This window comes from Mycoplasma cottewii, assembly GCF_024918975.1.
Lineage (GTDB): Bacteria > Bacillota_I > Bacilli_A > Mycoplasmatales > Mycoplasmataceae > Mycoplasma > Mycoplasma cottewii.
Window position 1 is genome coordinate 916,051 of record NZ_CP103424.1, and the last position, 26,013, is coordinate 942,063.

The following is a 26,013-nucleotide window of genomic DNA, read 5'->3' on the forward strand; positions in this document are numbered from 1 at the left end:
TTAATGCTAAAAATGAAATAAACATCTTTGATTCTAAAACTAATCTGTCTTGAACGTTGAATTTATTTAAATCAAAAGTTGTTTTAACAGTTGAAAAGGCTTTTTCAACAAGATCTCTTTTTGTACTGAGTAAGTATAAATTCTAGATCAGAATCTATGTTTGAAACTATTATTGAAAAACCTGCATTTTTATGAACTTTTTCAAATACATCTTCTTTTAAAGAAATGATTTTTGTTTGTTTTCATTTAGACTAATATCAAAGAAATTTTTGTATTCTTTTTTAAAGATTCAACGTCTAACTTTGAATCTAAAATAGTTTGTTTAGCTTTTTGCATTTTTCTGAAAAATGCTTTTTTCTTATTTTCAGCTAACTCTCCATTGTAATAAATGTAGACAAATTGCTCTTTTTCACCAATAACTTTTGTTCTAAGTTTTAGTCCATAACAACCAAATTTTTCTATATAACAATTAAAATTATCCTTGATCTTATTTCTGTTTTCTTCTAATAAAACGTCTAAAGATTTATTTCTTGATTTGGCCATAATTATGTATTTGTAGTCAACATTTTGAAGATAATTTACATTTTCAGTATTAAAAAATCCTCTATCCATAACTAATGTAGGATTTTTATACCCATATTCTATGCTTTTATTAATTAATTCTTTGCATTGTGTTTGATCTGTAACAGATCCTAAAAAAGTTTGATAAAACAATGGCATTGTAGTTTCATTGTCTATTACATAAGCTAAGTTGACTTGTTTTAATCCTTGATCAACTTTTGCTTTGCCGTATTCAGCAAGTTTTATGTTTTCTGAATAAGTGTTAAAGTTAGTTGAGTCTAAAGATAAAATAATATCTCTTGAAAGACTATTTTTCTGAAATTCAACGTTTCATATGTATGTGAATTCCATTATCAAATCTTCAGTCAAAACATTATTAAATAATCTTGAAATTGTTGATTGGCTATCTATTTTATTTCCAAAAATAGCATTTCTTCTTGCTCATTTTTCATAATGTTGAATTGTAGAACTTTGTTCATCAATGAAATAGCAAATCAAAGATTTTATTAAATCAGTTTTTTCTTTAAAAACTTTATTTAGTATTGAATTTATGTTTAACATTTCTAATATTTTGCCAACAACTAATCTTGCACCGAATGATAAAACTCTTGAGAATTGACTATCATTTTCTTCAAGAGAAATACCAAAATCTCCAAAATAGGTAACGTAGTTTTTATTTGGTATCATCATTGTTTCTTTTTCATCAGAAACAATCCCTATACACGCTCTTTCGTTTTCACTATAACCCTTTTCTTTATTAAAAATTTTCTTAGTTGTGTAGTAAACATAAGTGCAGTTTTTTCTTCTACTAAATACAATATCTTTTGATGGTATTTTAACCGGTTTAAAAGCCATTTTTTTATCCCCTTTTACTAGTTACATTATATCACTATTTAAAGGAAAAATCTATCGTTTTTCAAAATAAAAACCCTTTATTTAAAAGGGTTTTGCATAATTATTATTAACTAGTTACAAAATTGTGAAAAGTTCAGGTTTCAAACACCTCAGGGTGTTTTTTTATTTTTTGTAATTATGCATTATATTTTTTCAAGTAATATATAATCAAGTTATTATTAAAAGATTTACGTTATATTTATATTTACTACAATCTTAAATTAATAAAACGGATTGGAGGTAAATGTATGAATTCAGGTACTATTAAATGATTTGATAGAGAAAAAGGTTTTGGTTTTATAGTTGATGAAGTTGAGAAAACAGATGTATTTGTTTATTATTCAAATATCAACTCTGAAGATATTAAAAATATTAATTCAGGTGATAAAGTTAGTTATAAACTAGCAAAAGGCCAAAAAGGATTTGAAGCTTTAAATGTTTCTAAAAAATAAGAAAAAGTCAGATTAATCTGACTTTTTTATCTATTTGATTAAATCTTGTAATTTTTCTGGACTAGCAAATCCAACGTGTTTGTTAACTAGTTTTCCATCTTCTAAAACAGCTAACATAGGAATTGACATAACACCGTATTCTCTAGCAATTTCACGGTTGATATCGACATCAACATCTAAGAATTTAACACCTTCAGTTTTTGAAGCTAAGTCATGAACTAGTGGCATTAACATTCTACATGGTCCACATCAAGTAGCGTTAAAATCAATTAATACTTTTCCTTGTTTAATTTCTTCATTAAATTGTTCTACTGAAGTAATTTTAATCATTTTTGCCATATTAATAACCTCTTAATCTTCTTTAATAATTTTATCAATAATATATCTAGCAACTCCATCTTGAGCATTTGTAAATTCAGTAATATCATCTGCTTGTGCTTTTATATCTTCAAAACCATTTTTCATAGCAACACCTGTATCACAAGCTTTTAATAATGGAATATCATTGTGACCATCACCAAATCCATAAGAATGAACATCATCACCTAAGTTTAAGTATTTTTTAACTTCTCTAACAATGTTTCCTTTATCAAGACCTTTAGTAGAAATATCAAAAACTCTATTATTTTGATAACTGTCTACTTTATAGCGATCAGAATATTTCTCTTTTAAATAATTGTATTCATTTAATTTTTCTTCTTCAGTTGCTTTGTGATTTGTAACTATATATAAGTGAGTTACTGGTTCATCAACTTCATCTGGAGAAGTAGCAACAACATATCTTAATCCCATAGTATCTGCTCAAAACTTACTGTTTTTTCCTTCAGCAAAAACATATGATGAATCAGTTGAATAGAAATTTAATTTAGCGAAAAACTTATTGTAGTATCTTTCAAAAATTTCTTCAATTAATTCTTTTGGTAAATATTTATTAACAATAAAAGAGTCAGTTTTAAAATCATAAATTTGAGCTCCGTTACTTGCTGCAATAATACCACCTTTTTTATCAATTCCTAACATAGCAGCTTTTTGTTTTAAGTCTTTAAGAGTTCTAGCTGTTGAAGGAACAAAATAAATTCCATTATCATATAGTTTATTAACAACTTCGATTGTTTTGTCTGAAAACTTATGATCATCATGTAATAATGTTCCGTCTAAATCAGAAAATATTATAAATTTTTTATCTTTCATTTAAACACCGCCTTCTATACCTGTATTAAATTATATTATAATTTCTAATTAAATAACAAAAAAAGAACCCGAAGGTTCTATTTAAACTGGCAACTCGCTATCTTCTCGCTAACGCAATATTTTCACCGTAATAGAGCTTAACTTCTGTGTTCGGCATGGTAACAGGTGTGACCTCTATGCTATAACCACCAGATTAGTTTTTTGGATTGTTCTTTGAAAACTGAATACTAGCTTGAAATGTATTGTTATAAATTGCATTTTCTAAAAATTCACTCGATCTATTAGTAATGGTTAGCTTAACGCCTCACAGCGCTTACACATCCATCCTATCAACCATGTGGTCTACATGGGATCTTACATCTTACGAATGGGAAAATTCATCTTAAAGGGGGCTTCTCGCTTAGATGCCTTCAGCGATTATCCTGTCCGCACATAGCTACCCTGCTATGCCACTGGCGTGACAACAGGAGCACCAGGGGTGCGTCCATTCCGGTCCTCTCGTACTAGGAACAGCTCTCTTCAATTTTCCTACGCCCACAACAGATAGGGACCAAACTGTCTCACGACGTTCTGAACCCAGCTCGCGTACCGCTTTAATGGGCGAACAGCCCAACCCTTGGAACCGACTACAGCTCCAGGATGCGATGAGCCGACATCGAGGTGCCAAACCTCCCCGTCGATGTGAACTCTTGGGGGAGATAAGCCTGTTATCCCCGGGGTAACTTTTATCCGTTGAGCGACGGCCCTTCCACTCGGGACCGCCGGATCACTAAGTCCTACTTTCGTATCTGTTCGACTTGTAAGTCTCGCAGTTAAGCATCCTTCTACCTTTGCGCTCTATGTATGATTTCCAACCATACTGAGGATACCTTTGAGCGCCTCCGTTACTTTTTGGGAGGCGACCGCCCCAGTCAAACTACCCACCAGACACTGTCCTTAACCCGGATAACGGGTCGAAGTTAGAAATCCAATGTAACGAGGGTGGTATTCCAAGGTTGACTCCACCAGTACTGGCGTCCTGGTCTCATAGTCTCCCACCTATCCTCTACACGTTACACCAAATTTCAATATCAAGTTATAGTAAAGCTCCACGGGGTCTTTCCGTCTAGTTGCGGGTAACCGGCATCTTCACCGGTACTAAAATTTCACCGAGTCTGCAGCCGAGACAGCGAAGGGATCATTACACCTTTCGTGCGGGTCAGAATTTACCTGACAAGGAATTTCGCTACCTTAGGACCGTTATAGTTACGGCCGCCGTTCACCGGGGCTTCAATTCAAAGCTTCGCTTGCGCTGACTTCTCCTCTTAACCTTCCGGCACTGGGCAGGTGTCACCCCCTATACATCGTCTTGCGACTTAGCAGAGAGCTGTGTTTTTGTTAAACAGTTGCCCCTCCCTCTTCACTGCGGCTCATCAAAGATGAGCACTCCTTCTTCCGAAGTTACGGAGTTATTTTGCAGAGTTCCTTAGCTACAGTTATCTCGCTTGCCTTAGGATTTTCTCCTTGACCACGTGTGTTCGTTCTAGGTACAGGCAGTTAATTATTAATGTTAGAAGCTTTTCTTGGAAGCGTGGAGTCATATACTTCGTTACTAGGCGAACCGTTCACTCCCCATCACACTTCAACGTTAATACAACACGGATTTGCCAATGTTGCCGTCTTTGTGCTTAGCCCGGGACAACCAGCGCCCGGGATATACTATCCTTCTCCGTCACTCCATCACTAATTAACTGGTACAGGAATATCAACCTGTTGTCCATCGACTACGCCTGTCGGCCTCGCCTTAGGTCCTGACTAACCCTGGGTGGACGAACCTTGCCCAGGAAACCTTGGTCAAACGGCATGGAAGATTCTCACTTCCAAACGTTACTCATGCCGGCATAATCACTTCCAAGCGCTCCACCAGTCCTTACGGTCTGACTTCATCGCCCTTGGAACGCTCCCCTACCACTGTACTTGCGTACAATCCGTAGCTTCGGTGGTAAACTTAAGCCCCGGTACATTTTCGGCGCAGAATCACTCGACTAGTGAGCTGTTACGCACTCTTTAAATGATGGCTGCTTCTAAGCCAACATCCTAGCTGTCTGTGCAGTTCCACATCCTTACACACTTAGTTTACACTTAGGGACCTTAGCTGACGATCTGGGCTGTTTCCCTCACGAGCATGGACCTTATCACCCATGTTCTGACTGCTATGCACAAGTTATGGCATTCGGAGTTTAATTCTAATCAGTACCGCTAGGTGCAGCCATCATAGATTCAGTGCTCTACCTCCACAACAATTCACATAACGCTATCCTTAAAGATATATCGGGGAGAACTAGCTATCTCCGGGTTCGATTGGAATTTCACCGCTAGCCACAAGTCATCCAAAGTCTTTTCAACGAATACTGGTTCGGTCCTCCATTAGGTTTTACCCTAACTTCAACCTGCTCATGGCTAGATCACCCGGTTTCGTGTCTACTACTACATACTAAACGCCCTATTAAGGCTCGCTTTCACTACGGCTCCATCTATATCGACTTAACCTCGCATGCAATAGTAACTCGCCGGCTCTTTCTACAAAAAGCACGGTATCACCCATTAACGGGCTCTACCTTCTTGTAAGCATATGGTTTCAGGATCTCTTTCACTCCCCTCTCGGGGTGCTTTTCACCTTTCCCTCACGGTACTGGTTCACTATCGGTAAAATGGTAGTATTTAGGCTTACCAAGTGGTCTTGGCAGATTCCGACAAAATTTCACGTGTTTCGCCGTACTCAGGATACTTTCTCGAGGTCATTGCATTTCGTATACGGGGGTATCACCCTCTATGCCGCTACTTCCCAATAGCTTCTACTATACAATAACTTTGTAACTCTAACAAAAGTCCTACAACCCCGCCCCGTAGAGCGGTTTGGCCTGTTCCGCGTTCGCTCGCCACTACTAACAGAATCATTATTATTTTCTTTTCCTCTAGGTACTAAGATGTTTCAGTTCCCTAGGTTCCCTTCTTATAAGCTATGTATTCACTTATAGATAACATGAGATAAATCATGTTAGGTTTCCCCATTCGGACATTCCGGGATCGCAGCTTACTTCCAGCTCCCCCAGACTTTTCGCAGGTAATCACGTCCTTCTTCGGCTCCATTTTCCAAGGCATTCACCATATGCCCTTACTATTTTTTTAGAAAATCTTTCTAGCAATTTGTAACTCAATTAATTTTAGTTAATTGTTTTGATGTCATTACGAATAATTTCGTAATAATTATCTAATTATATGTTGTTATAATCAGAAAATTGCATTTCATCTAATATTCAGTTTTCAAAGAACAATCATTTTCAGAGATTTATACAATCCCTGAAAACTAAATAGAACTAAAATAGTCAATAATAAATGTTTTATCTCCATAGAAAGGAGGTGATCCATCCGCACGTTCCCGTACGGATACCTTGTTACGACTTCACCCCAATCGCCAGTCCTACCTTGGGAGGCGCTCTCCTTGCGGTTAAGCTACCCACTTCTGGTATTACCAACTCTCGTGGTGTGACGGGCGGTGTGTACAAGACCCGAGAACGTATTCACCGCGACATAGCTGATTCGCGATTACTAGTGATTCCGGCTTCATGAAGTCGAGTTGCAGACTTCAATCCGAACTGAGACTGGCTTTTTGAGATTAGCTCCCCCTCGCGAGATTGCGACTCTTTGTACCAGCCATTGTAGCACGTGTGTAGCCCAGGACATAAGGGGCATGATGATTTGACGTCATCCCCACCTTCCTCTAGCTTACACTAGCAGTCTCGTTAGAGTCCTCAACTTAATGTTAGTAACTAACGACAAGGGTTGCGTTCGTTGCGGGACTTAACCCAACACCTCACGGCACGAACTGACGACAACCATGCACCACCTGTCTCAATGTTAACCTCCACTATATCTCTATAGCTTTGCACTGGATGTCAAGCCCTGGTAAGGTTCTTCGTGTTGCTTCGAATTAAACCACATGCTCCACCACTTGTGCGGGTCCCCGTCAATTCCTTTGAGTTTCACTCTTGCGAGCATACTACTCAGGCGGAGTACTTAATGCGTTAGCTGCGGCGCTGAGATAATCCCAACACCTAGTACTCATCGTTTACGGCGTGGACTACTAGGGTATCTAATCCTATTTGCTCCCCACGCTTTCGTGCCTCAGCGTCAATAACAAGCCAGTAAGCCGCTTTCGCCACAGGTGTTCTTCCATATATCTACGCATTTCACCGCTACACATGGAATTCCGCTTACCTCTCTTGCATTCTAGTAATGCAGTTTTCAAGGCGAACCGGAGTTGAGCTCCGGGCTTTAACCTCAAACTTGCAAAACCGCCTACGCACCCTATACGCCCAATAAATCCGGATAACGCTTGCCACCTATGTATTACCGCGGCTGCTGGCACATAGTTAGCCGTGGCTTTCTGGTAAGGTACCGTCAATATAGAGGCATTTCCTACTCTATTTTTTCTTCCCTTACAACAGAGCTTTACAACCCGAAGGCCGTCATCGCTCACGCGGCATTGCTTCATCAGACTTTCGTCCATTGTGAAAAATTCCCTACTGCTGCCTCCCGTAGGAGTCTGGGCCGTATCTCAGTCCCAATGTGGCCGATCAACCTCTCAGTTCGGCTACGTATCATCGCCTAGGTGAGCCATTACCTCACCTACTAGCTAATACGCCGCATCCCCATCTCATAGTGAACCAAACGGTCCTTTCAATCTTTTCTCATGCGATAATAAGATTCACATGCGGTATTATCTTTCGTTTCCAAAAGTTATCCCCCGCTATGAGGTAGGTTAGATACGTGTTACTCACCCGTTCGCCACTGGGGTGCAAGCACCCCCGTTCGACTTGCATGTATTAGGCATGCCGCCAGCGTTTATCCTGAGCCAGGATCAAACTCTCATTTTAAAATTGTTTTATAAATTAAGTTAGATTCTGACTATTTTATTATTGTTTTAATATAAGTATTTTGTATTACTCAAATTCATCTTTTTGACAAGATTTGTACAATAATTTGTTCTATTTAGTTTTCAAAGATCATACTCACTAACAAGACTTTTTTAATTTCTTGTTCTCTCAGTGACAAAATTAAGTATATAACGATTAACTATTGAATACAAGTGCTTTTTTGAAAAATTTTTATTTTTTTTAAGTTATTTTAACTTGTAAAAGTATTGATATATACTTAATAAATTTTGAAATAAAAAACCGGTTTTTATCCGGTCGATTTATTGTCTAAGTTGGTGGGGAATAAGGGACTTGAACCCTTACGTCAAAGACGCTAGATCCTAAGTCTAGTGCGTCTGCCAATTCCGCCAATTCCCCAAACAATGGTGACTCGTCGGAGATTCGAACTCCGGACCCACTGGTTAAAAGCCAGTTGCTCTACCGGCTGAGCTAACGAGTCATGAACGACTATAAAATAATAACACTATTATTTTTAGTTTTCAATTATCAAATTAATTTTTTTTAAAATATTAATTAACTCTATAAATTAGTCTAATATAAAATCTTCAACTACTTTAATAAATTCATCAAAGTTTTCATCAAATATCATATGACCAGTTTTAGCTATTCAACAAGTTTTAACATTTTTAACTTGCTTATTAAAATAATCTAAACACTCAGCACGATTTACTAATTTATCATCTTCACCTAAAACTATTAAAGTTGGAATATTAATTAAACTATGAGCTTTTTTGATATCTTGTTGAAGTTGATCTTGTTCTAGTGAATCTCTTAACTTAATTAATACTGGATTATTAAAATCATTAGCATTAAAATTTTGTTTAGCTTGTTTTAACCAATTACTATTAGATGTAAAAATACTACTATCATAATAAAGTAAATCTAAAAACTGTAAATAAGAATCAAAATCTTTAGCAAAATAATATTTTTTTAAATGCCTATTTTTCAAAGCATTAGTAGGAGCTATATAAATTAATTTATTAAATAAATCAGGATCAATCATATAAGCTATTGAAATAATCATACACCCCATAGAATGAGCGATTAAAGTTATGTTTTTTAAATTATTATTTTTAACAAACTCAATTAATAATTTAGCATACTGATAAATACTTATTTGATGATCTTTTAAAGATGTTGGAAATTGTAATGCATAATAATTAGTTTTAGTTCAATAGTTTTGAAATTGTTTAAATGAACTAGGTGATGAGTTAAATCCATGACAAAAAATAACATTTTGTTCAGCATTATTATTATCTTTAAAAATAAAATCATAATCATAAATAACTTTAGTCATACAAACTCCTACTCAATTATTTTACAATAAAAAAACATACTAACTTTTTATCAAGTTTATATGTTTTTGTTAATTATTCTTCATCTAAAATAATTTTTACAACTTCATCAACACTAATTTCATTAAAGAAATAACTTTGTAGATCTGCTTTTGTAAATGCTTGAGTAAGATCTTCAAAAGTCATCTTAGTTCCTAAAATAGCTTGTTCTAATTCTTCGATATTTTTCTTAGCAAAGAAATCTCCACTAATTTTAAGTTTATCTACTCTTTGATTTTCTACAGCAATTGAAAAATTAATTGTTCCTATTTTTAATCTAGCATCACGGTTATATTCATATCTTGGACTTAGTCCATAGTTTCAATCTCAATTTTTATATTTTGTATTTACTAATTCATCAATTTGTTTTCATTCTTCTTCATTAATTATGTAACGTTCAACTTTAGATAAATCATCAACATTAAATAATTTTTTTAAAAACTCATCTTTAAATTCGAAAATATCTAAATTATTATATTCATCACTTAGATACTCACTTAATGCAGCTACTCTTTGTCTAATTGATTTAATTCCTTTTGCTTGAATTTTTTTACGGTTTGGATTCAATACTTCAACCATAGCATCATAATCAACTCTATATAATAATGAATTACCTGCATAAATAACATCATCTAATAACATCATAGCAGCACCAGAAACTTTACGGTTATCAATAGTTAAATCATTCTTACCTGATTGAGTAATATTTACTGCTCCCATTTCTTTTAAAATTTTAATAGTTGGTTTATAAAACTCATCAAAGTTACCTAGAATTTTTTTATGATCTTTATAAGGAATTAAATAACAAACATTAACTGCGTTTGAATCAATATAAATTGTTCCACCACCAGTATTACGTCTTACAATTTGTAGATTATGTTCTTTTAAATATTTAAAATTAACTTCAACTTCTGGGTTTTGGAAATATCCCATTTGAATATGTGGTGCACTAATTGCTGGAAACACAATTGTGTCATCTAATTTTAAATTTTGAGCTGCTCAAATTTGAATCGCTAATCAATAAGCTCCATCATCAACATACTGTCCATTTCTAATTGGTTCTACTAAAATCATTTTTTTCCTCCAATATTAACTACTATGGTTTAATGTTTTATAAAAATTATTTGATTATTAATTTTAAAAATCTTCTAAACTTTCAAATACATCTTTATCAATATCAGTTACAATTAAAATTCAGTTTTTAGTTTGATCATCTGAACTTAAAATTGATGGATCTTCAACTGCATCTTTATTTTTCTTAACTACTTTAGCTTTAAATGGTATTTTAAAACTTAAAATAGTTTTTGATGCTTCAATAACCATAAATTCATCATCTTTTTCTAAAATAGTTTTATCTTTATTTTTAAATTGAATAAATCCAATTGTTTGAATATCTTCTTTAACTTGCTGACTTAGTCTTAAAATATATTCTTCTTTATTTTCTATTTTTTCGATAGTTAAATATTTATAAACTTTTTTCATAATAAACCACCTTTACTCAAAATATCATTATTTTTTTAAAGCTAAATTAAGATTATTAAAGTGTTAAATAATCAACTTTTAACTCTTAATTAGATGATATAACTTTTAAGCAAAACTAACACTACTAAATTTAAAAATAATCATCAAAATTCACCTATAAAACAGAATGTATTTATCTTAAAAAATATTCCAGGATCTATCTTAAAAAAATATTAAAAAATAATAAACTATAATAAAATTAAATTATGGGTAAAATTGAAGAAATGTTTTTAGACAACACTCAAACAGATATTGAAAAATTGTTAGAGTATGATTATTATGAATGTGTTAATTTTCTTTTATGTAAGTATGGTATGGTTAAAGGTGATTATGCAAAGCGTACTTGATTTTTTGATGTTGTCTCTGAAAATTTAGAAGCCAAAAGATCTTTTTATGGATTAGAAATTCATCATATTGATGAAGATAAAATTCCTAATCTTTCTTCAAAAGAAAATATGAGGTTATATCCTGAATATCAATCACGAGATAGACTAGTTTATTGTAATTTAGTTGAACATCTAGTTCTACACATTAAGATTTATCAAAAGACTAAAAATAGATTAAGTATGAATGGAGTGTTTTTAATAATTAGAAAACTAAACACTTATTTTTCAGAACAAGAATTTGATGATGAACGTAAATGTCTTATTTATCATTCTATAAAAGATCTAAAATTAGACTATTTTAAATGTATAGATTACATGGAAAAGAATAGAATTTGAAAAGGAAAAGAATGATATTTAAGAGCATTAGATGAAGAAATTAAAGATCAAGATAAACTAGATTTTTATTATGAAGAATTAGAAAGATACATAAAAGCAGGTGTTCTTCCATCGAATGCAGATGCATCAATAAATCGTATCGAACAATGAAAATTAAATAGATTAGACGAGTTAGATGATGCTGTTAAAAGGAAAAGAAAAAATATGATTAATAATCATATTGAAAAACAATTTGCTAATACAAATCAATATAAAAGTAAACAAAATATTAGTTATTCAAATGATTGAAACCGTTCAAATAAACCTGTTAAAGGAGCTTCATCTTTTACAAAATTTTTAGTATCTTTATTATTTGTTTTTGTACTTATAATTATAATTTCACAGTTAGTCAAGTTTGTTTTTTAATAGAAAAAGTTCAAATCATTTTTTATGCTTAAAGTGGGAAAGGTATAACTAGATTCTTTAATAGATAATAAAAAGATATGTTTGAGAAACATATCTTTTTTTAATTATTAATAACTACTATTGTTTTCTTTTTTGTTAACGATGTTAACTCCACCACTAGTTCCTAGTCTTGTAGCTCCTGCATTGATCATTTCAATTGCATCTTCATAAGTTCTAACTCCACCAGCAGCTTTAACTTGAGCTTTATCTTTTACAACTTCACTCATTAATTTAACATCTTCAACAGTAGCTCCTGATTTGTTAAATCCAGTTGAAGTTTTAACAAATTCTAATCCTGCTTCAACAGCTAATTGGCAAGCTTTAATAATTTCTTCACGTGTTAATAAACAGTTTTCTAAAATAACTTTAACAACATGATCTCCAGCTGCTTTTTTAACTTCTTTCATATCATTTAAAACTAAATCATAGTTTTTATCTTTTAAAGCACCAACGTTTAATACCATATCAATTTCATCAGCACCATTTTCAATAGCTTTTTTAACTTCAAAAGCTTTAACTTCAGTTAGACAAGCACCTAATGGAAAACCAACAACATTTGTAATACCTACATTACTATCTTTTAATAATTCTTTACAAAAACTAGTTCAACAAGTATTAACACACACTGTAGCAAAATCATATTCTTTAGCTTGGTTACATAAGTTAATAATGTCTTGTTTAGTTGCTTCTGGTTTTAATAATGTATGATCAATATATTTATTTAATTTAATTTCCATAATTTCTCCTATATGTTTAGCATTTGTTTTAGTTCATTATATATTGCTTGAACTTTTTGTTTAGCTGAATCAATTGATTTATCTACACCTATGAAATAAATTTTTAATTTAGGTTCTGTTCCACTTGGTCTTACAGCAAATCATGATTTATCTTCTAAGTAGAATTTTAATAGATCTTGACCTGGCATGTTGTATAAACCGTTAATGTAATCTTCTGATTTAATAACTTTTAGTCCAGCAATTTCACTAATACCTTTTTCTCTTAAAGCTTTCATTAAAGGTTTAATTTTTAAGTCTTTTTCTTCTGGTTTAAAGTTTAAGTTAACAGTATCAGTAAAGTAGTATCCATATGTATCATATAAAGAATTTAAATAATCAATTAAAGTCATATTTTGTTGTTTGTAGAATCAACATGCTTCAGCAATCATAATTGAAGCTTGAATACCATCTTTATCTCTTGTTGAATCATCTAAAACATAACCAAAACTTTCTTCATAAGCAAATACGAAGTTTAATCCAGTAATTGGTTCTTTAGCAATTTGATCTCCCATTCATTTAAATCCAGTTAATGTTTTAACAATAGTTGATCCATAACCTTCACAAGCGATTCTATCTCCTAGATCTGAAGTTACAAAACTTGAATATAGTGCAGGGTTTTTTGGTAATTTATTTAAACGTTTTAAATTAGATAGTTTTCAATCAATTAAAATAGGTCCAGTTTCATTACCATTTAATCTAATAAATTCACCATTGTGTTTAATAGCCATTCCAAATCTATCTGCATCCGGATCATTCATAATAACAATATCAGCATCATGTTTAACCGCATATTCTAAAGGTATTTTTCATGCTGGATCAAATTCTGGGTTTGGGTTAACAACATTTTTAAATGTTTCATCTTCAAATGCATGTTCAGCTACTTCAATTACTTCATAACCTGATTCTCTTAATACTTTTGGAGTAAATTCAGTTCCTGTTCCATTTACTGCTGAAAATATAATTTTTACTTTTGATTTTGATTCTTGTTCATTTTTATAGAACTCTAAGTTTCTAATCATATCAAAGTATTTATCAATAACTTTTTGATCAACAGTTTCTAATAAACTTGTGTTTGGGCTAAATTCTCAATTTAAAATATCTTCAATTTTATCCATTTCACTTGCAATAAAATCAGTGTCTTCTGGCATTAATTGACAACCATATGGATCATAGATTTTATAACCGTTATATTGACTTGGGTTGTGAGAAGCTGTAATAACAACTCCACCAATACAATTTAATGTCTTAGTTGCAAAAGAAACAACTGGAGTAGGTTTCATAGCATTATCTTTAAATAGGTATGCTTTAATATTGAAACTTGTTAAAATATCAGCTACTAATTGAGCAAACTTAGCTGAGTTGTGTCTGTTGTCATGACCAATTACAACTCCATCGTTTAGTCTATCTTTGTATTTTGATATAAGCATCTTTGCATAAGAAATGGTAACTTTTTTAATTGTATAAACATTAAAACGTCCAGGACCTGCTCCTAGAATACCTCTAATTCCCGCTGTTCCAAATTCTAGTTCTAAATTAAATGCAGCTTGTAATTCTTCATCACTTGCATTAGCTAATAATTCTTTTAATTCTGAATCTAAATTTTTGTTGTTAATTCATTCTAAATAAGTTTTATTTGTTTTATCAAAGCTCATAAGTTCAACTCCTTTATCAATATATATTGTATCATTTTATAATTAATTGCATTTTAAGAAATGAATGTGATATTCAATTTAATTTTTAATCATCTGCTCAATATAGTATTAGAAAAAAGTAAAAAATGTTTCAATTAAAAATAATTTTTAAATAAATGAATAGTATAAGAATCTTTATTATATGCAAAAATTGAATATGTTATATCTAAAAAGTATAATTAAATTAATTAATCTACAAGAAAGATAGGAATTTTATTATGCTTACATTTGCAAATATTATTGAAAAGAAAAAACAAAACATTGAACTAACAGAACAAGAAATTAGATGAGTAGTTGATGGTTATGTAAAAGGAGTTATTACAGATTATCAAATGGCGTCATTTTGTATGGCTACTTACTTTACTGATATGACAGATAAAGAAACAACAAATTTAGTTAAAAGTTATGTTGAATCTGGTGATGTTTATGATGTTAGAAAAATTGAAGGTTTTAAAGTTGATAAACATTCAACTGGTGGAGTTGGAGATAAAACTAGTTTAGTATTTAGTCCATTAGTTGCTAGTTACGGAATTAAAGTATGTAAATTATCTGGAAGAGGATTAGGTAAAACTGGTGGAACTATCGATAAATTAGAATCATTTCCTGGTTGAACAAGTGAACTAAGTAATGATGAGTTTGTTGATAATGTAAATAAAGTTGGAATGAGTATTATTTCTCAATCTAAAAACGTTGTTCCTGCTGATAAAAAGATTTATGCATTACGTGATGTGACAGGAACAGTTGACTCAATGCCTTTAATTACAGCTTCAATTATGAGTAAAAAACTAATTATTGAAAATGATGGATTAGTTTTAGATGTTAAAGTTGGAAATGGTGCATTTATGAAAACTGTTGATGATGCTTTAGATCTTTCAAAAAGAATGATCGAAGTTGGAAAACAGTACAACAGAAAAATTGCAGTTATGATAACTGATATGAATAAACCTTTAGGAAAAGCAATTGGAAATGCTATTGAAGTAAAAGAAGCTTGAGATACACTTAACGGAAAAGGACCAGAAGATTTCAACGAATTAGTTGTAACTGCTGTAGCAATTACTTTATTACAAGCTAAAATATTTGATAACTTAGATGATGCTAAAGCTGATGTTTATAAAAAATTACAATCAGGAGAAGCTGCACATTACTTAAAAGATTTTGTTGTGGCTCAACACGGAGACTGATCTGTTTTAGAAAACTATGATGAAGTATTCAAATGTTCAAATGTTATTCAAATTAAAGCTAGAAAATCAGGTTACATTAAATTTACTGATGCTGAAAATTTAGGATTATTATCAATGCAATTAGGTGCAGGTCGTGTTACAAAAGAAGAAAATATAGATCATGCTGCTGGAATTTATTTAGATAAAAGCTTCGGTGAAAAAGTTAAAGAAGATGAAGTTGTTATGACATTATTTACAAATAAAGAAACTAATAACGAATGAATTAAATTAGCTGAATCAACTTTTGAAATAGTTGAAACTCAACCAGTTGAAGATGTAGTTATTAAAATTATTTCTGATGATGTTAAATAAAAATTAAAAATAATTAACCCCATAAACCGTGAACGGATATGGGGTTTTATTTTGTTTTATAGGATCAAGTTTTTAAAACGTTATTTTTCTAATGATTCTAAAAATTCTTTAAGACTTGAGTGGGATTTTGTGCTGGGATCTTTCAAAAGTTCTTCAGCTTCTTTTATGGCCATTAATGTTTGGTGTATCTAACTCTATACTAAATGGTAGTGTGTTTTTTCTAATTGTTGCTTTTAAAAACATATTTATAGCTGATGAAGTAGTTATTCCTAGTTCATGAAATATAGCTTCTGCTTTTTCTTTAGTTTCCTTATCAATTCTTATATTTAAATTCGTTGTCTTCATATTATCACCTTTTTTTCATTATAACATGATAACATTGTTTACAAAAAATCTACAATTAAATGTTTTTTATATGTAAATGTATTCAATTTGTATATACATTTATAATAATTTTAAATTTTAATATCAAATCCTTCATATTCATATGACTTTTTAATTCCTGAAATAAAAACTTCTCTATCATCAATTTTATCTGTTAAATGTTTTCTAAATAATTGTTTTATATCTGAATCATCAACACTTGATCTAATTATTGCTTTAAAATAACTATCTTTATCAATAAATTCTCAATTAATCACTAGTTTTAGTTTTCTTTTTAACATTAAATCTAATCAAATTCTAGTACAACGTCCATTTCCTTCTCTAAAAGGATGAGCTATATTCATTTCAATATATTTGTCTATAATTTCATCAAAAGTATTTTCTGGCATTTTATCAATTGATTTCAAGCTTTGTTCTAAAAACATTGCTGAAGCAAACATAAAATCATTTTTTGCTATATTAACTTTTCTAATTTCTCCAGCAAAATCAAATACATCTTGAAAAATGTATTTATGAATTTGTTGTAGTCCTTTTCAAGTTCCTACTTCAAAAGTATTAAGAATATCTTTATCTCATAATTCTAAACATCGTTTTACAGAAAGTTTTATTTCGTGTTCTTCTTCAATTAAATTTGATTTCATTATTTACTCCTTTTACAATATCTTTAGAAATTCTATCGATCCACATATAAGTATTAGAAAAAAATAATTATTTTGCATCAAAAAAACAACCTTAGGTTGTTTTGATTATTTTATTCATTAAATAATTTGTTTAAAACGTTTTTGTACATTTCTAATGTTGCTAATTCTCTTTGATCAGCAGTCATGTCATTAGAATGATCATATAAATTATCAGTAACTGTTAAGATTGTTGATGCTTGTCTATTATAATGATTTGCTAAATAGAATAGTGCATAACTTTCCATATCAACAACATCTAGTCCTTGTTCTTTTGGATCTAAATCTGCAATTCTGTAGAATACATCAGCACAGTGAACTGATACAGGTACACCTGCACCTAAATTTAAGCTTGGTTTTTCAACTTGTCATCCTGTTTTTGATGGTTCAAAAATATTTACTTCAGAATATGCTTTAGCAGCTTCAACAACTGTTCCAACTTTAATATCGTTATTATATGTTCCACAAGTTCCTACTCTAACAATTTTTTGAACATTATGATCATTAAATAGTTCAGTAGCATAAATCGCAATTGATGGTTGACCCATACCTGAAGTTGCAAATGAAACTTTGTGTCCTTTATACATTCCAGTATAAACAAAAGCGTTTCTTACTTCACTTACTAATTTGTAATCTGTTAATAAGTTTTCTGCCGCTCATTTAGTTCTTCTTGGATCTCCAGCGATTAGAACTGTTTGTGCAATATCAGCTTTTTTATTAATATGCATTTTTTACTCCTATACGATAGTTTTCATAATTGTTCTATCTTATATAATTTTATCAAAATTTTAATAGTTATATCTTGTAAAAATCTCATTGAACTTATTTAGGTCTTGATCAGTTTTAATATAGTTTCTTATTAAATTAATTAAATTATCATCTTTAAAAATAATTGCAAAATAATTTAACTTTAATTCTTTAAAACTATTATCTAAAATCTCAATTGATTTAATAAAATCATTATTTTCAAATACTTTTAAAATACCTTCAACTAAATATTTATTATCAAAAGTTAAATTATATAAATGTCAGTTTAAATTAGTATCAAAATTGTTTTTAAAAATATTTATAATATCAGTTTTAACTAAATCAATATTATTTAAATCATCATATTCAATTTCTAAAACTATTTTATTTTTTCAATTTAAAACAGCATTCACATAAACTTTATAATTTATTAAATCTATAAATGTAGCATTTTCAAACTCATTATAATTAGATAAATCATTTTTATTTATATAATAAATTCTTTGGTTTTTATTAGTGATCTTAAAATCAAATTTATCTGAAATAATAATTAAATCTTTAAATCTATATTTATCTAAATCAATATTTTCATTAACTATAAATCTATTAATAGAAGGGATTCTTAATATATCACTATAATTATTTGGACTATATTTATCAATAAATTTATCATCTATTATTTTATGTTTATCTGTTATTAATCTATGTCTATGTTTATGATCTAAAACTTTTTGGAAAAATTCATTTTTAAATCTATTTTGATTGATTATTTTTCTAAAAAACATTTGTTTAGTTAATAAAATTAAATCTTTGTTTTCAAAATCTAAATAGATATCTAATTTCAACATATAATAACCTATAATATCTCCAACTTCTTTACTGAAATATTTCAATGCTCTATTTCAATTAGCTGAAGTGTACATACTATTTAAAACATACATAGGAATTTGATCGAATTCTTGATCTCCAATTATATATAAATTATCTTTTTTTCTTATTTCAATTAAAACTGAATTTTGATCATAATAAAACATAAAATCTCCTTTTATAAATTTAAAATTAAGCTAAATTATTATTTCTTAAATCTTTATATAATGCATCAAAAAACTCAGTTTCTACTGTTGAGTTATGTCCTGGATAACTTGATAACATAATTGTTGAGGTAATGTTGTTTTTACTATCAACTAAACCTGATGATCCTAATAATCCATCTCAACCAAATTCACCAACTTCAGTTAAAGGATAAAGTTCATTTTTTATTCTAACTCTTACTCCAAATCCATAACTATAATCTGCATTTAAATTTCATTTGAAAAATTGCTTTAAATTATTTTTTGATAATTGATCTGATCTCATTTCTTTTAATAATGAGTGTGATATAACTTGTCGATCTTTAAATTTACCATCAATTAAAACGTTTAAAAACTTACTATAGTCATCAGCTGTTGTAAATAATCCAGCTCCAGCCATAGGACAAATTGGTAGTTGATAAATATCTTGAATTAAAAAGTTAAAATCTTTAACTAGTTGTAAATTAGGTTTATCGTTAGCAAAAGTTCATTTAAAAACATTAGCTTCTCTTTTTGTGTCGAATAAATAAAAATCAGAATCAAACATTTCAAATTTATTAAAAATTTCTTCTTTAATAAAATCTCTGTATGTCTTATTTGTAACAACTTCTATTATTCTTGAAGCGATATCTAAACTTAATCCATAATATCAACCTTTACCAGGTTCAAATAATAGTTCAACTTGAGAAAGTTGATCACATAATCACTCTAGATCTTTTTTCTCTTTCATTCACTGATCTAAAATGCTTTTAATTTGAATTTGAGTATTAGATTTGTTACCACTATATGTAATTCCGCTTGTCATTGTTAATAAGTTTCAAACAGTAATATTTTTATTTTTAAATGAAGGTATGTATTTAGAAATATCATCATTTAAATTAATTAATCCTTTGTCTACTAATAACAAAACAGCAAAAGCAGTTAATGGTTTTGTCATTGAATATGCTCTAAAAATTTCATTTCCATTTAATGAAATCGTATTGTTCTGATCATTATATCCAAATGATTTTGAATAAATCATTTCTTTATTTTTACAAATTCTTATAACAGCACCTTTAAATAATTTTCTATCCATAAAAGAAGTTATAACTTGTTCAACGTTGTTAAATTGCATAATATTACCCCACAATGTTTTTCTATAAAATTTTACAACACTAATATTAAAACTTTAATTACTAAATTTATGAAATTAAAAACATCTAACTATTTAGTTAGATGTTAATTATTATTCTTTTGTTGTTTTTGATGATGTAGATTTTTTAGAAGGTGCTTTTTTAGCAGGTGCTTTTTTAGCAGGTGCTTTTTTAGCTGTTGAAGATTTTGAAGCAGCTTTTTTAGCAGGTGCTTTTTTAGCTGTTGAGGCTTTTTTAGCAGGTGCTTTTTTTACTTCTTTGTTTTCTTCAACTTTTGCTTCAACTTTATTTTCTACATTCATGTTTGCTTTCTTAGCTTCTCTTTGTTCAGCAAGAATTTTAATCATTCTTGGTTTAATAGCTTCTTGTTCTCCACCATAAACAACTTGGATGTTGTTTCCTTTAACTAAAGCTCCAGTTGATCCTCCTAAAGATTTGATTCCATCAACATCTGCTTTAGATGAATCAACAACTGTTAAACGTAATCTTGAAGCACATGAGTCAACATCAACAATGTTTTCTTCTCCTCCAAGATATTCAATAATAGCAGCAGCTTTAGCTAATCTAGCTTCTTCTTTATCGTCTGATGATTCCATTTTTGATCCATCAACATTTAATCCTTTAGAAGCTTTGAAATCAGCTTTTGTAAATAATCTAGCTTCTCCAACCATTAAATCACGACCAGGTGTTTTAACGTTAAAGATCTTGATTAAGAAGTAGAATGAGAAGAAGTAAACTGGTGCTAATGCAGCAGCCACTCCTAATACAGCGAATGCTGATTTAGCTGTCATTGCTTTTTGTCCAAAGAATGGAATTACCGCAAAGACGATGTAATCGATAAATCCACCACTAACTGTTTGAGTAACGTGAGTTTGTAGTGCTCCTGTTGCTCAGAAAGCGATTGATGCTAATGGCATGTGAACACCATAGAATAATCATGGAGCAACGAATAAGAATGTATATTCGATTGGTTCAGTAATACCTGTTAAGAAACAAGTTAAAGCAGCTGAGAAGTAGATACCAAATACTTGTTGTCTATTTTCTTTTGGTGCAGCTAGTCACATAGCTAACGCTGCAGCAGGTAATCCTAATAACATGAATCCAAATTTACCTGATTGGAATCTACCAACGTTTAATCCTAAATTTTCTGCGTCAGTAAAGTTAAATATTTTAGAGTGAACTAAGATTTGTTGAGCCATGAATTGGTCACCTTGTGCACCAAATAAATCAGGATTTGATTGAATAAGTGTATAAATTCCATTGAAATCTAGTCCTGTTCCATGGATTTTGTTGTATGCGTCTGCAAAAGCTTTTTGAGTTTCTGCTCCAGCACCTTTAACAGTGTCTAAGGCTCCAGCAATAGAACCTCCAGCACTAGTTCATCATAATGGTGCATAGAACACATGGTGTAATCCAAATGGAACTAATGAACGTTCAACAATTTCAAACATTAATGAATCTGTACCATAAGGTAAGCTTCCTGAATTTTCTCCTACTCATGAGAATCCAATACCAATAACTGGTCATGCCATTGCAAATAATAATGATAAAGGCAGAACGGCAGCGAAAGTTACAATAGGTACAAATTTAGTACCACTAAAGAAACTAATTGCTGATGGTAATTGAATAGCGTGGAATTTGTTGTAAACTTTTGCAGCAATAGCTCCAACGAAAATACCAGCAAGAACTCCAGTGTTTAATGATCTAATTCCTAAGTTATCTGTAATTAGTTTTGCAGGAACTGATCAATCACCATAATATCATAATAAGTGAATACGTGTGATTTCTTTTTTATCTACTGTAACATTAACATCGTGAATTAAAGCTGATTGAATTCCATTGAAAACTAAGAATCCAACAATAGCAGTAAGTGCAGCGATACCAGAATCTTTAGTATATGCTAAAGCAACTGAAATACAGAAGAATACTGGTAAGTTACCAAAACAAACATCACCCATTGTTTTCATAACATTACCAACATATCAGAATCCTGAAGCTTTATCAACGTTAGCGGTAATTGTAGCTCCAACACCTAAAAACACACCGGCAATTGGTAACAATGCAATTGGTAACAAGAATGCTTTACTTAATTTTGATAAAGTAGGCATAATATTTGCACCAAAGTTTTTTAATTTATCTAAAAAACCTTGCATTGGTTTTTGCGTTTGATTTTGCATTTTAATATTTCCTTTCTATATAATGTGTTAAGTTTTTTTATTACATATTTAATTTGTTTTGTAGAAACATGTAATGGTTAATCCTTAAAAACAATCCAAGTTTATTATATAAAATAAGATCTTGTTTTACAATTTTAATAACCTTATTAATGAAATAATTATTTTGAATAAAGTATATATTTTCAATATAAAAAATGGATGTTTTTACATCCATTAATTATTAATTATTTTCTTTTACGTCTTCTTAAGAATCCTACAATTGCTCCAAGTATACCAACACCACCAACAGCACCAGCTGATGAAGCTATGATAACTGTTTTATTGTTTTCTTTTTCTGGTTCTTTATTATTAGTTTCATCTTGGTTTGTTTGAACAGTAAAGTTAAGTGTAATTGAACCTTGGTATTTTTCGTGATCATCTTTTACTTTTAAAGTGATTGAGTTTTCATTTTTACTTTCTATTACAAAATCATCTTTACTTAAACCGTCAAGTTTATCAATGTTATTTGTGATGAATGCATCAATAATTTTATCTGTGTCATTAGAATTAGATACTTTGACATTAGGATTTAAATCTAATGTTGAGACGTTTGTTTTAACTGAATAATTAATTGCAACTTGACCAAATCAATTAATGTTGTCATCTTTCACTTTAATTGTTAAAACGTTGTTTTCATTAGTTACAACTTCAAAAGTATCTTTATTGAAATCTTTTAATTTATCAGCATTATCTCTAATAAATTTTTCAATAATTGCATTTGGTTCGTTTGAGTTAAACGCACCAACATTTTTATCTAATTCTAAAGTTGAGATATCTCTTCTAATTGAATATCTAAGTGTAATTGAACCTTGGTATTTTTGGTGATCATCTTTAACTTTTAAAGTTAATGAGTTGTTTGTTACATCACCAACAACTTCAAAATCATTTTTAGTTAATCCATCAAGTTTACCAGCATTATTTCTAATAAATGCATCAATAATTGCTTGAGAGTCATTTGAGTTAAATACTCCAGTATTAGGATTTAAATTTAGAGTAGAGATATTATCTTTAATTGAATAATTAATTGCAACTTGACCAAATCAATTAATGTTGTCATCTTTCACTTTAATTGTTAAAACGTTGTTTTCATTAGTTACAACTTCAAAAGTATCTTTATTGAATCCAGTTAATAGTTGTTCGTTATCTTTGATGAATTTTTCAATAATTGCATTTGGTTCGTTTGAATTAAATGCACCTGCATTTGGATTTAAATCTAATGTTGAGATGTTAGTTTTAACTGAATAGTTAATTGCAACTTGACCAAATAAAGTAGCATTATCATCATTTACTTTAATTGTTAAAACGTTGTTTTCGTTACTTAAAACTGTAAAACTATTTCTTGTTAAACCTATCTCGTCAAGTTTTTGTTTATTATCTTTAATGAATTTTTCGATAATCGCTTCTTGTTCATCTGAATTAAATGCACCAGCATTAATGTTTAATCCTAAACTTGAAATGTTTTGTTTAACTGTAAAGTTAAGTTGAATTGAACCGTGATATTTTTGGTGATCATCTCTAACTTTTAAAGTTAATGAGTTGTTTGTTACATCACCAACAACTTCAAAATTATCTTTAGTTAATCCATCAAGTTTATCTGTATTATTTTTAATAAACTCATCAATAATTGCTTGAGAGTCATTTGAATTAAATGCACCAGCATCAGAGTTTAATCCTAAACTTGAAATGTTATATTTAGCTAAATAATTGATAGTAATTTCATTTTTATATCTTTTATTTTCACCATCAACAGATTTTAAAGTAGCTTGAGTATTTGACTTAATTTCTAATACTAAACTATTGAAATCTAATTTAGGATATTTTTGTTTTAGAACTTCTAAAATTTTTGTTTTTAATTCTTCATTGTCAGAAACATTAAAGTTTCCAACGTTTCTATCTTCTTCTTTTATAATGTCTGAAATATCTTTTAACTGAATATTTCTAGGGAAGGGTTTGTTTTTATCTTCTCAAGCTGGTGTATTAATATCGATGTTTTCAACATTTGTAAGTCTTTCATTTTTAATATCTCAATGACTTATATCTTGGTTAAATCTTATAGCACCATTAAACATATTAGACATATCTTTTAAACTGTCAATTTGTCATGATGAAATTGAGTTATTATTAAACCAGTCTGCTCTATGAAACATTTTACTCATGTCAGTGACTTTTCTAACATTTCAACTTGATATATCACCATCAAATCATGAGTGTTCAAACGTTGATTTCATTGAAGTTACGTTTTTAGTATTTCATTTCAAGTCTTGTTTTCAAATGAATGAACCTTTAAACACTTCGTTCATTTCTACAACGTTAGTTGTATTTCAATTTTCAATACCTTCAATTGATGTAAGTTCTCTTTTTCCTCAATCTTGAAACATGTTAGATATCGAAGTTATTTCTTGAGGTAATTTAGTAGTAACTTTTGTAACTGTTTTTGGCATTCTGACAGCTCTTACATGTGTACCATCATGATAGTATCCGATTTGTTTAATTTCTTTAGCTTGTATATTAGATAAATCTTTTTCTGCACTTCGATGTTCTTGACCATTACTATCAATATAAATAGTTTCTTGTATAGTATAACCAACTTCTAATAAAACACCGATTCTGTTGTTGATTTTAATTTTTATTATTTGATTTAATTTATTTTCAATATCTCTTGTGATTTCTTTATCTTTTTGATCATCAAATAATTTAATATCTGTTATTTCTAGATCGCTTGCATGCGTTTTTATAGCTTCTTTAATTTGTTCTAAAATTTCAGATTTTTTAATTGTTTTTCCTTTTTCAATACTTAATTTATCTTTAAATTCATTATTTCAAATTTCTTTAACTTTAGTTTGAATTTGAGTAGATTTTGTATCACTTTCAGAAATGGGTTTATTAGATGAATCTCACGAACTTGCAAGATTAGTTATACCTCTTAATAAGTCTTCATTAACATTAAGATAAGACAAGTCTTGGTTAAAACTACGTGCATCTTCAAAGATTTGTTCTACATTAACACCTTCGTTAATAACAAATTTATCTCCAAGAGGTTGGTTGAAATTGTGTGCTATTCTAAACATCATTTTAAGATTTTCGGCATTTCTTGTATCGAATTTATCTCCAAGAGGTTGGTTGAATTTTTTTGCTCCTTGAAACATTCCAAAGAAATATTTACCTTTTGAAGTATCAAATTTATCTCCTAAACTACTATTGAAACTTTCTGCTTCTTGAAACATTGACATAAAGTATTCTCCGTTTGAAGTGTCTCAATTTAGATCTTGGTTGAATTTTTTTGCTTCATTGAATACACCATTAAAACTAAATACTCTTGAAGTATCTCATTTATCAATTCCTTTTATAGTAGAGTTTACATTATTATTAAACGCAAGAGTTAAGCTTGTGATATGACTTGGTAGTTCTTCTGGAACTTCATTAACATGCGGTGGGAAAGGTCTAATTTTACTTCCAACTATATTAGGAGCCGCTTTAACTCATCCTATTTTAATAACTTTATTTGGGTTTGCAGGATCGAATTCATGTTCTTGTTCTTCAGGAATATCATTATTAATATTTTCACTTGTGTCTGTTTCACTTTTATTTGTAAGTGTTATTAAGTTTTCGTTATGTTCTGTGTGATTGTGACTTTTAGCACTAGATAAGGACATTACAGCTTTTAATAATGTTAATAAACTATTCATACTTTC

18 protein-coding genes, 2 tRNA genes and 3 rRNA genes are annotated in these 26,013 nt (G+C 30.0%); 3 read left to right on the top strand and 20 right to left on the bottom strand.

Annotation, left to right across the window (positions count from 1 at the left end; all coding sequences use genetic code 4):
* Window positions 1–246: 246 nt before the first annotated feature.
* A complete protein-coding gene (locus tag NX779_RS04025; RefSeq protein WP_259430114.1) occupies window positions 247–1,416 on the bottom strand; it encodes an IS1634 family transposase in 1,170 nt (389 codons plus the stop codon).
* Window positions 1,417–1,703: 287 nt separating this feature from the next.
* Between NX779_RS04025 and NX779_RS04030 the strand changes: the two genes are divergently transcribed.
* Window positions 1,704–1,907: a cold-shock protein gene (locus tag NX779_RS04030; RefSeq protein ID WP_259430115.1), complete on the top strand. Its 204-nt coding sequence runs from the start codon at window positions 1,704–1,706 to the stop codon at window positions 1,905–1,907.
* Window positions 1,908–1,937: 30 nt separating this feature from the next.
* On the opposite strand, the gene NX779_RS04035 is transcribed toward NX779_RS04030, so the two are convergent.
* From NX779_RS04035 to NX779_RS04080, 10 genes are all read right to left on the bottom strand, one after another.
* On the bottom strand, window positions 1,938–2,246 hold the full coding sequence (locus tag NX779_RS04035; RefSeq protein ID WP_259430116.1) for a thioredoxin family protein: 309 nt from the start codon (window positions 2,244–2,246) through the stop codon (window positions 1,938–1,940).
* A gap of 12 nt (window positions 2,247–2,258) precedes the next feature.
* Window positions 2,259–3,098: an HAD family hydrolase gene (locus tag NX779_RS04040; RefSeq protein ID WP_259430117.1), complete on the bottom strand. Its 840-nt coding sequence runs from the start codon at window positions 3,096–3,098 to the stop codon at window positions 2,259–2,261.
* A gap of 84 nt (window positions 3,099–3,182) precedes the next feature.
* Window positions 3,183–3,291 (bottom strand): 5S ribosomal RNA (gene rrf / locus NX779_RS04045).
* Window positions 3,292–3,358: 67 nt separating this feature from the next.
* Window positions 3,359–6,266: ribosomal RNA gene (locus tag NX779_RS04050) — 23S ribosomal RNA — on the bottom strand.
* Between the two features lie 224 nt (window positions 6,267–6,490).
* Window positions 6,491–8,014, bottom strand: a 16S ribosomal RNA gene (locus NX779_RS04055).
* The 16S, 23S and 5S rRNA genes sit together here with 2 tRNA genes alongside, the layout of an rRNA operon.
* A gap of 333 nt (window positions 8,015–8,347) precedes the next feature.
* Window positions 8,348–8,431: transfer RNA gene (locus NX779_RS04060), tRNA-Leu, on the bottom strand.
* A 6-nt stretch (window positions 8,432–8,437) separates the two neighbouring features.
* A tRNA-Lys gene (locus NX779_RS04065) sits at window positions 8,438–8,513 on the bottom strand.
* Window positions 8,514–8,600: 87 nt separating this feature from the next.
* The gene (locus tag NX779_RS04070) at window positions 8,601–9,371 is read right to left on the bottom strand and encodes an alpha/beta fold hydrolase (protein WP_259430118.1); all 771 of its coding nucleotides are present in this window, start codon (window positions 9,369–9,371) and stop codon (window positions 8,601–8,603) included.
* A gap of 73 nt (window positions 9,372–9,444) precedes the next feature.
* Window positions 9,445–10,482 carry a lipoate--protein ligase gene (lplA, locus tag NX779_RS04075; RefSeq protein WP_259430119.1) on the bottom strand — a complete coding sequence of 346 codons (1,038 nt, stop codon included), beginning with the start codon at window positions 10,480–10,482 and terminating at the stop codon, window positions 9,445–9,447.
* 63 nt (window positions 10,483–10,545) lie between these two features.
* On the bottom strand, window positions 10,546–10,890 hold the full coding sequence (locus NX779_RS04080; RefSeq protein ID WP_259430120.1) for a biotin/lipoyl attachment domain-containing protein: 345 nt from the start codon (window positions 10,888–10,890) through the stop codon (window positions 10,546–10,548).
* A 245-nt stretch (window positions 10,891–11,135) separates the two neighbouring features.
* Between NX779_RS04080 and NX779_RS04085 the strand changes: the two genes are divergently transcribed.
* Complete coding sequence (locus tag NX779_RS04085) at window positions 11,136–12,056, top strand: SAV1803-related protein (RefSeq protein WP_259430121.1); 921 nt, start codon at window positions 11,136–11,138, stop codon at window positions 12,054–12,056.
* Between the two features lie 107 nt (window positions 12,057–12,163).
* Here NX779_RS04085 and deoC read toward each other — a convergent pair whose 3' ends face one another.
* Complete coding sequence (deoC, locus tag NX779_RS04090) at window positions 12,164–12,832, bottom strand: deoxyribose-phosphate aldolase (RefSeq protein WP_259430122.1); 669 nt, start codon at window positions 12,830–12,832, stop codon at window positions 12,164–12,166.
* A gap of 8 nt (window positions 12,833–12,840) precedes the next feature.
* The gene (locus tag NX779_RS04095) at window positions 12,841–14,523 is read right to left on the bottom strand and encodes a phospho-sugar mutase (protein ID WP_259430123.1); all 1,683 of its coding nucleotides are present in this window, start codon (window positions 14,521–14,523) and stop codon (window positions 12,841–12,843) included.
* Between the two features lie 257 nt (window positions 14,524–14,780).
* Between NX779_RS04095 and NX779_RS04100 the strand changes: the two genes are divergently transcribed.
* Entirely contained in the window at window positions 14,781–16,094 is a 1,314-nt protein-coding gene (locus tag NX779_RS04100; protein ID WP_259430124.1) for a thymidine phosphorylase, read from the top strand.
* A 108-nt stretch (window positions 16,095–16,202) separates the two neighbouring features.
* Here the strand turns inward: NX779_RS04100 and NX779_RS04105 are convergent, their stop codons facing one another.
* From NX779_RS04105 to NX779_RS04135, 7 genes are all read right to left on the bottom strand, one after another.
* Window positions 16,203–16,439 (bottom strand): type II toxin-antitoxin system RelB/DinJ family antitoxin, encoded by a 237-nt coding sequence (locus tag NX779_RS04105; RefSeq protein WP_259430125.1) that lies wholly within the window; start codon window positions 16,437–16,439, stop codon window positions 16,203–16,205.
* A gap of 110 nt (window positions 16,440–16,549) precedes the next feature.
* Window positions 16,550–17,119 (bottom strand): protein adenylyltransferase Fic, encoded by a 570-nt coding sequence (gene fic / locus NX779_RS04110; protein ID WP_259430126.1) that lies wholly within the window; start codon window positions 17,117–17,119, stop codon window positions 16,550–16,552.
* Window positions 17,120–17,229: 110 nt separating this feature from the next.
* Window positions 17,230–17,883 (bottom strand): phosphorylase family protein, encoded by a 654-nt coding sequence (locus tag NX779_RS04115; protein ID WP_259430127.1) that lies wholly within the window; start codon window positions 17,881–17,883, stop codon window positions 17,230–17,232.
* A 60-nt stretch (window positions 17,884–17,943) separates the two neighbouring features.
* Entirely contained in the window at window positions 17,944–18,936 is a 993-nt protein-coding gene (locus NX779_RS04120) for a hypothetical protein (RefSeq protein ID WP_259430128.1), read from the bottom strand.
* A gap of 25 nt (window positions 18,937–18,961) precedes the next feature.
* Window positions 18,962–20,086: a serine hydrolase domain-containing protein gene (locus tag NX779_RS04125; RefSeq protein WP_259430129.1), complete on the bottom strand. Its 1,125-nt coding sequence runs from the start codon at window positions 20,084–20,086 to the stop codon at window positions 18,962–18,964.
* A 111-nt stretch (window positions 20,087–20,197) separates the two neighbouring features.
* Window positions 20,198–22,282, bottom strand: a complete 2,085-nt coding sequence (locus tag NX779_RS04130) for a PTS transporter subunit EIIC (protein ID WP_445738810.1) — start codon at window positions 22,280–22,282, stop codon at window positions 20,198–20,200.
* Between the two features lie 224 nt (window positions 22,283–22,506).
* Window positions 22,507–26,007, bottom strand: a complete 3,501-nt coding sequence (locus tag NX779_RS04135) for a BspA family leucine-rich repeat surface protein (protein ID WP_259430130.1) — start codon at window positions 26,005–26,007, stop codon at window positions 22,507–22,509.
* Window positions 26,008–26,013 lie beyond the last annotated feature (6 nt).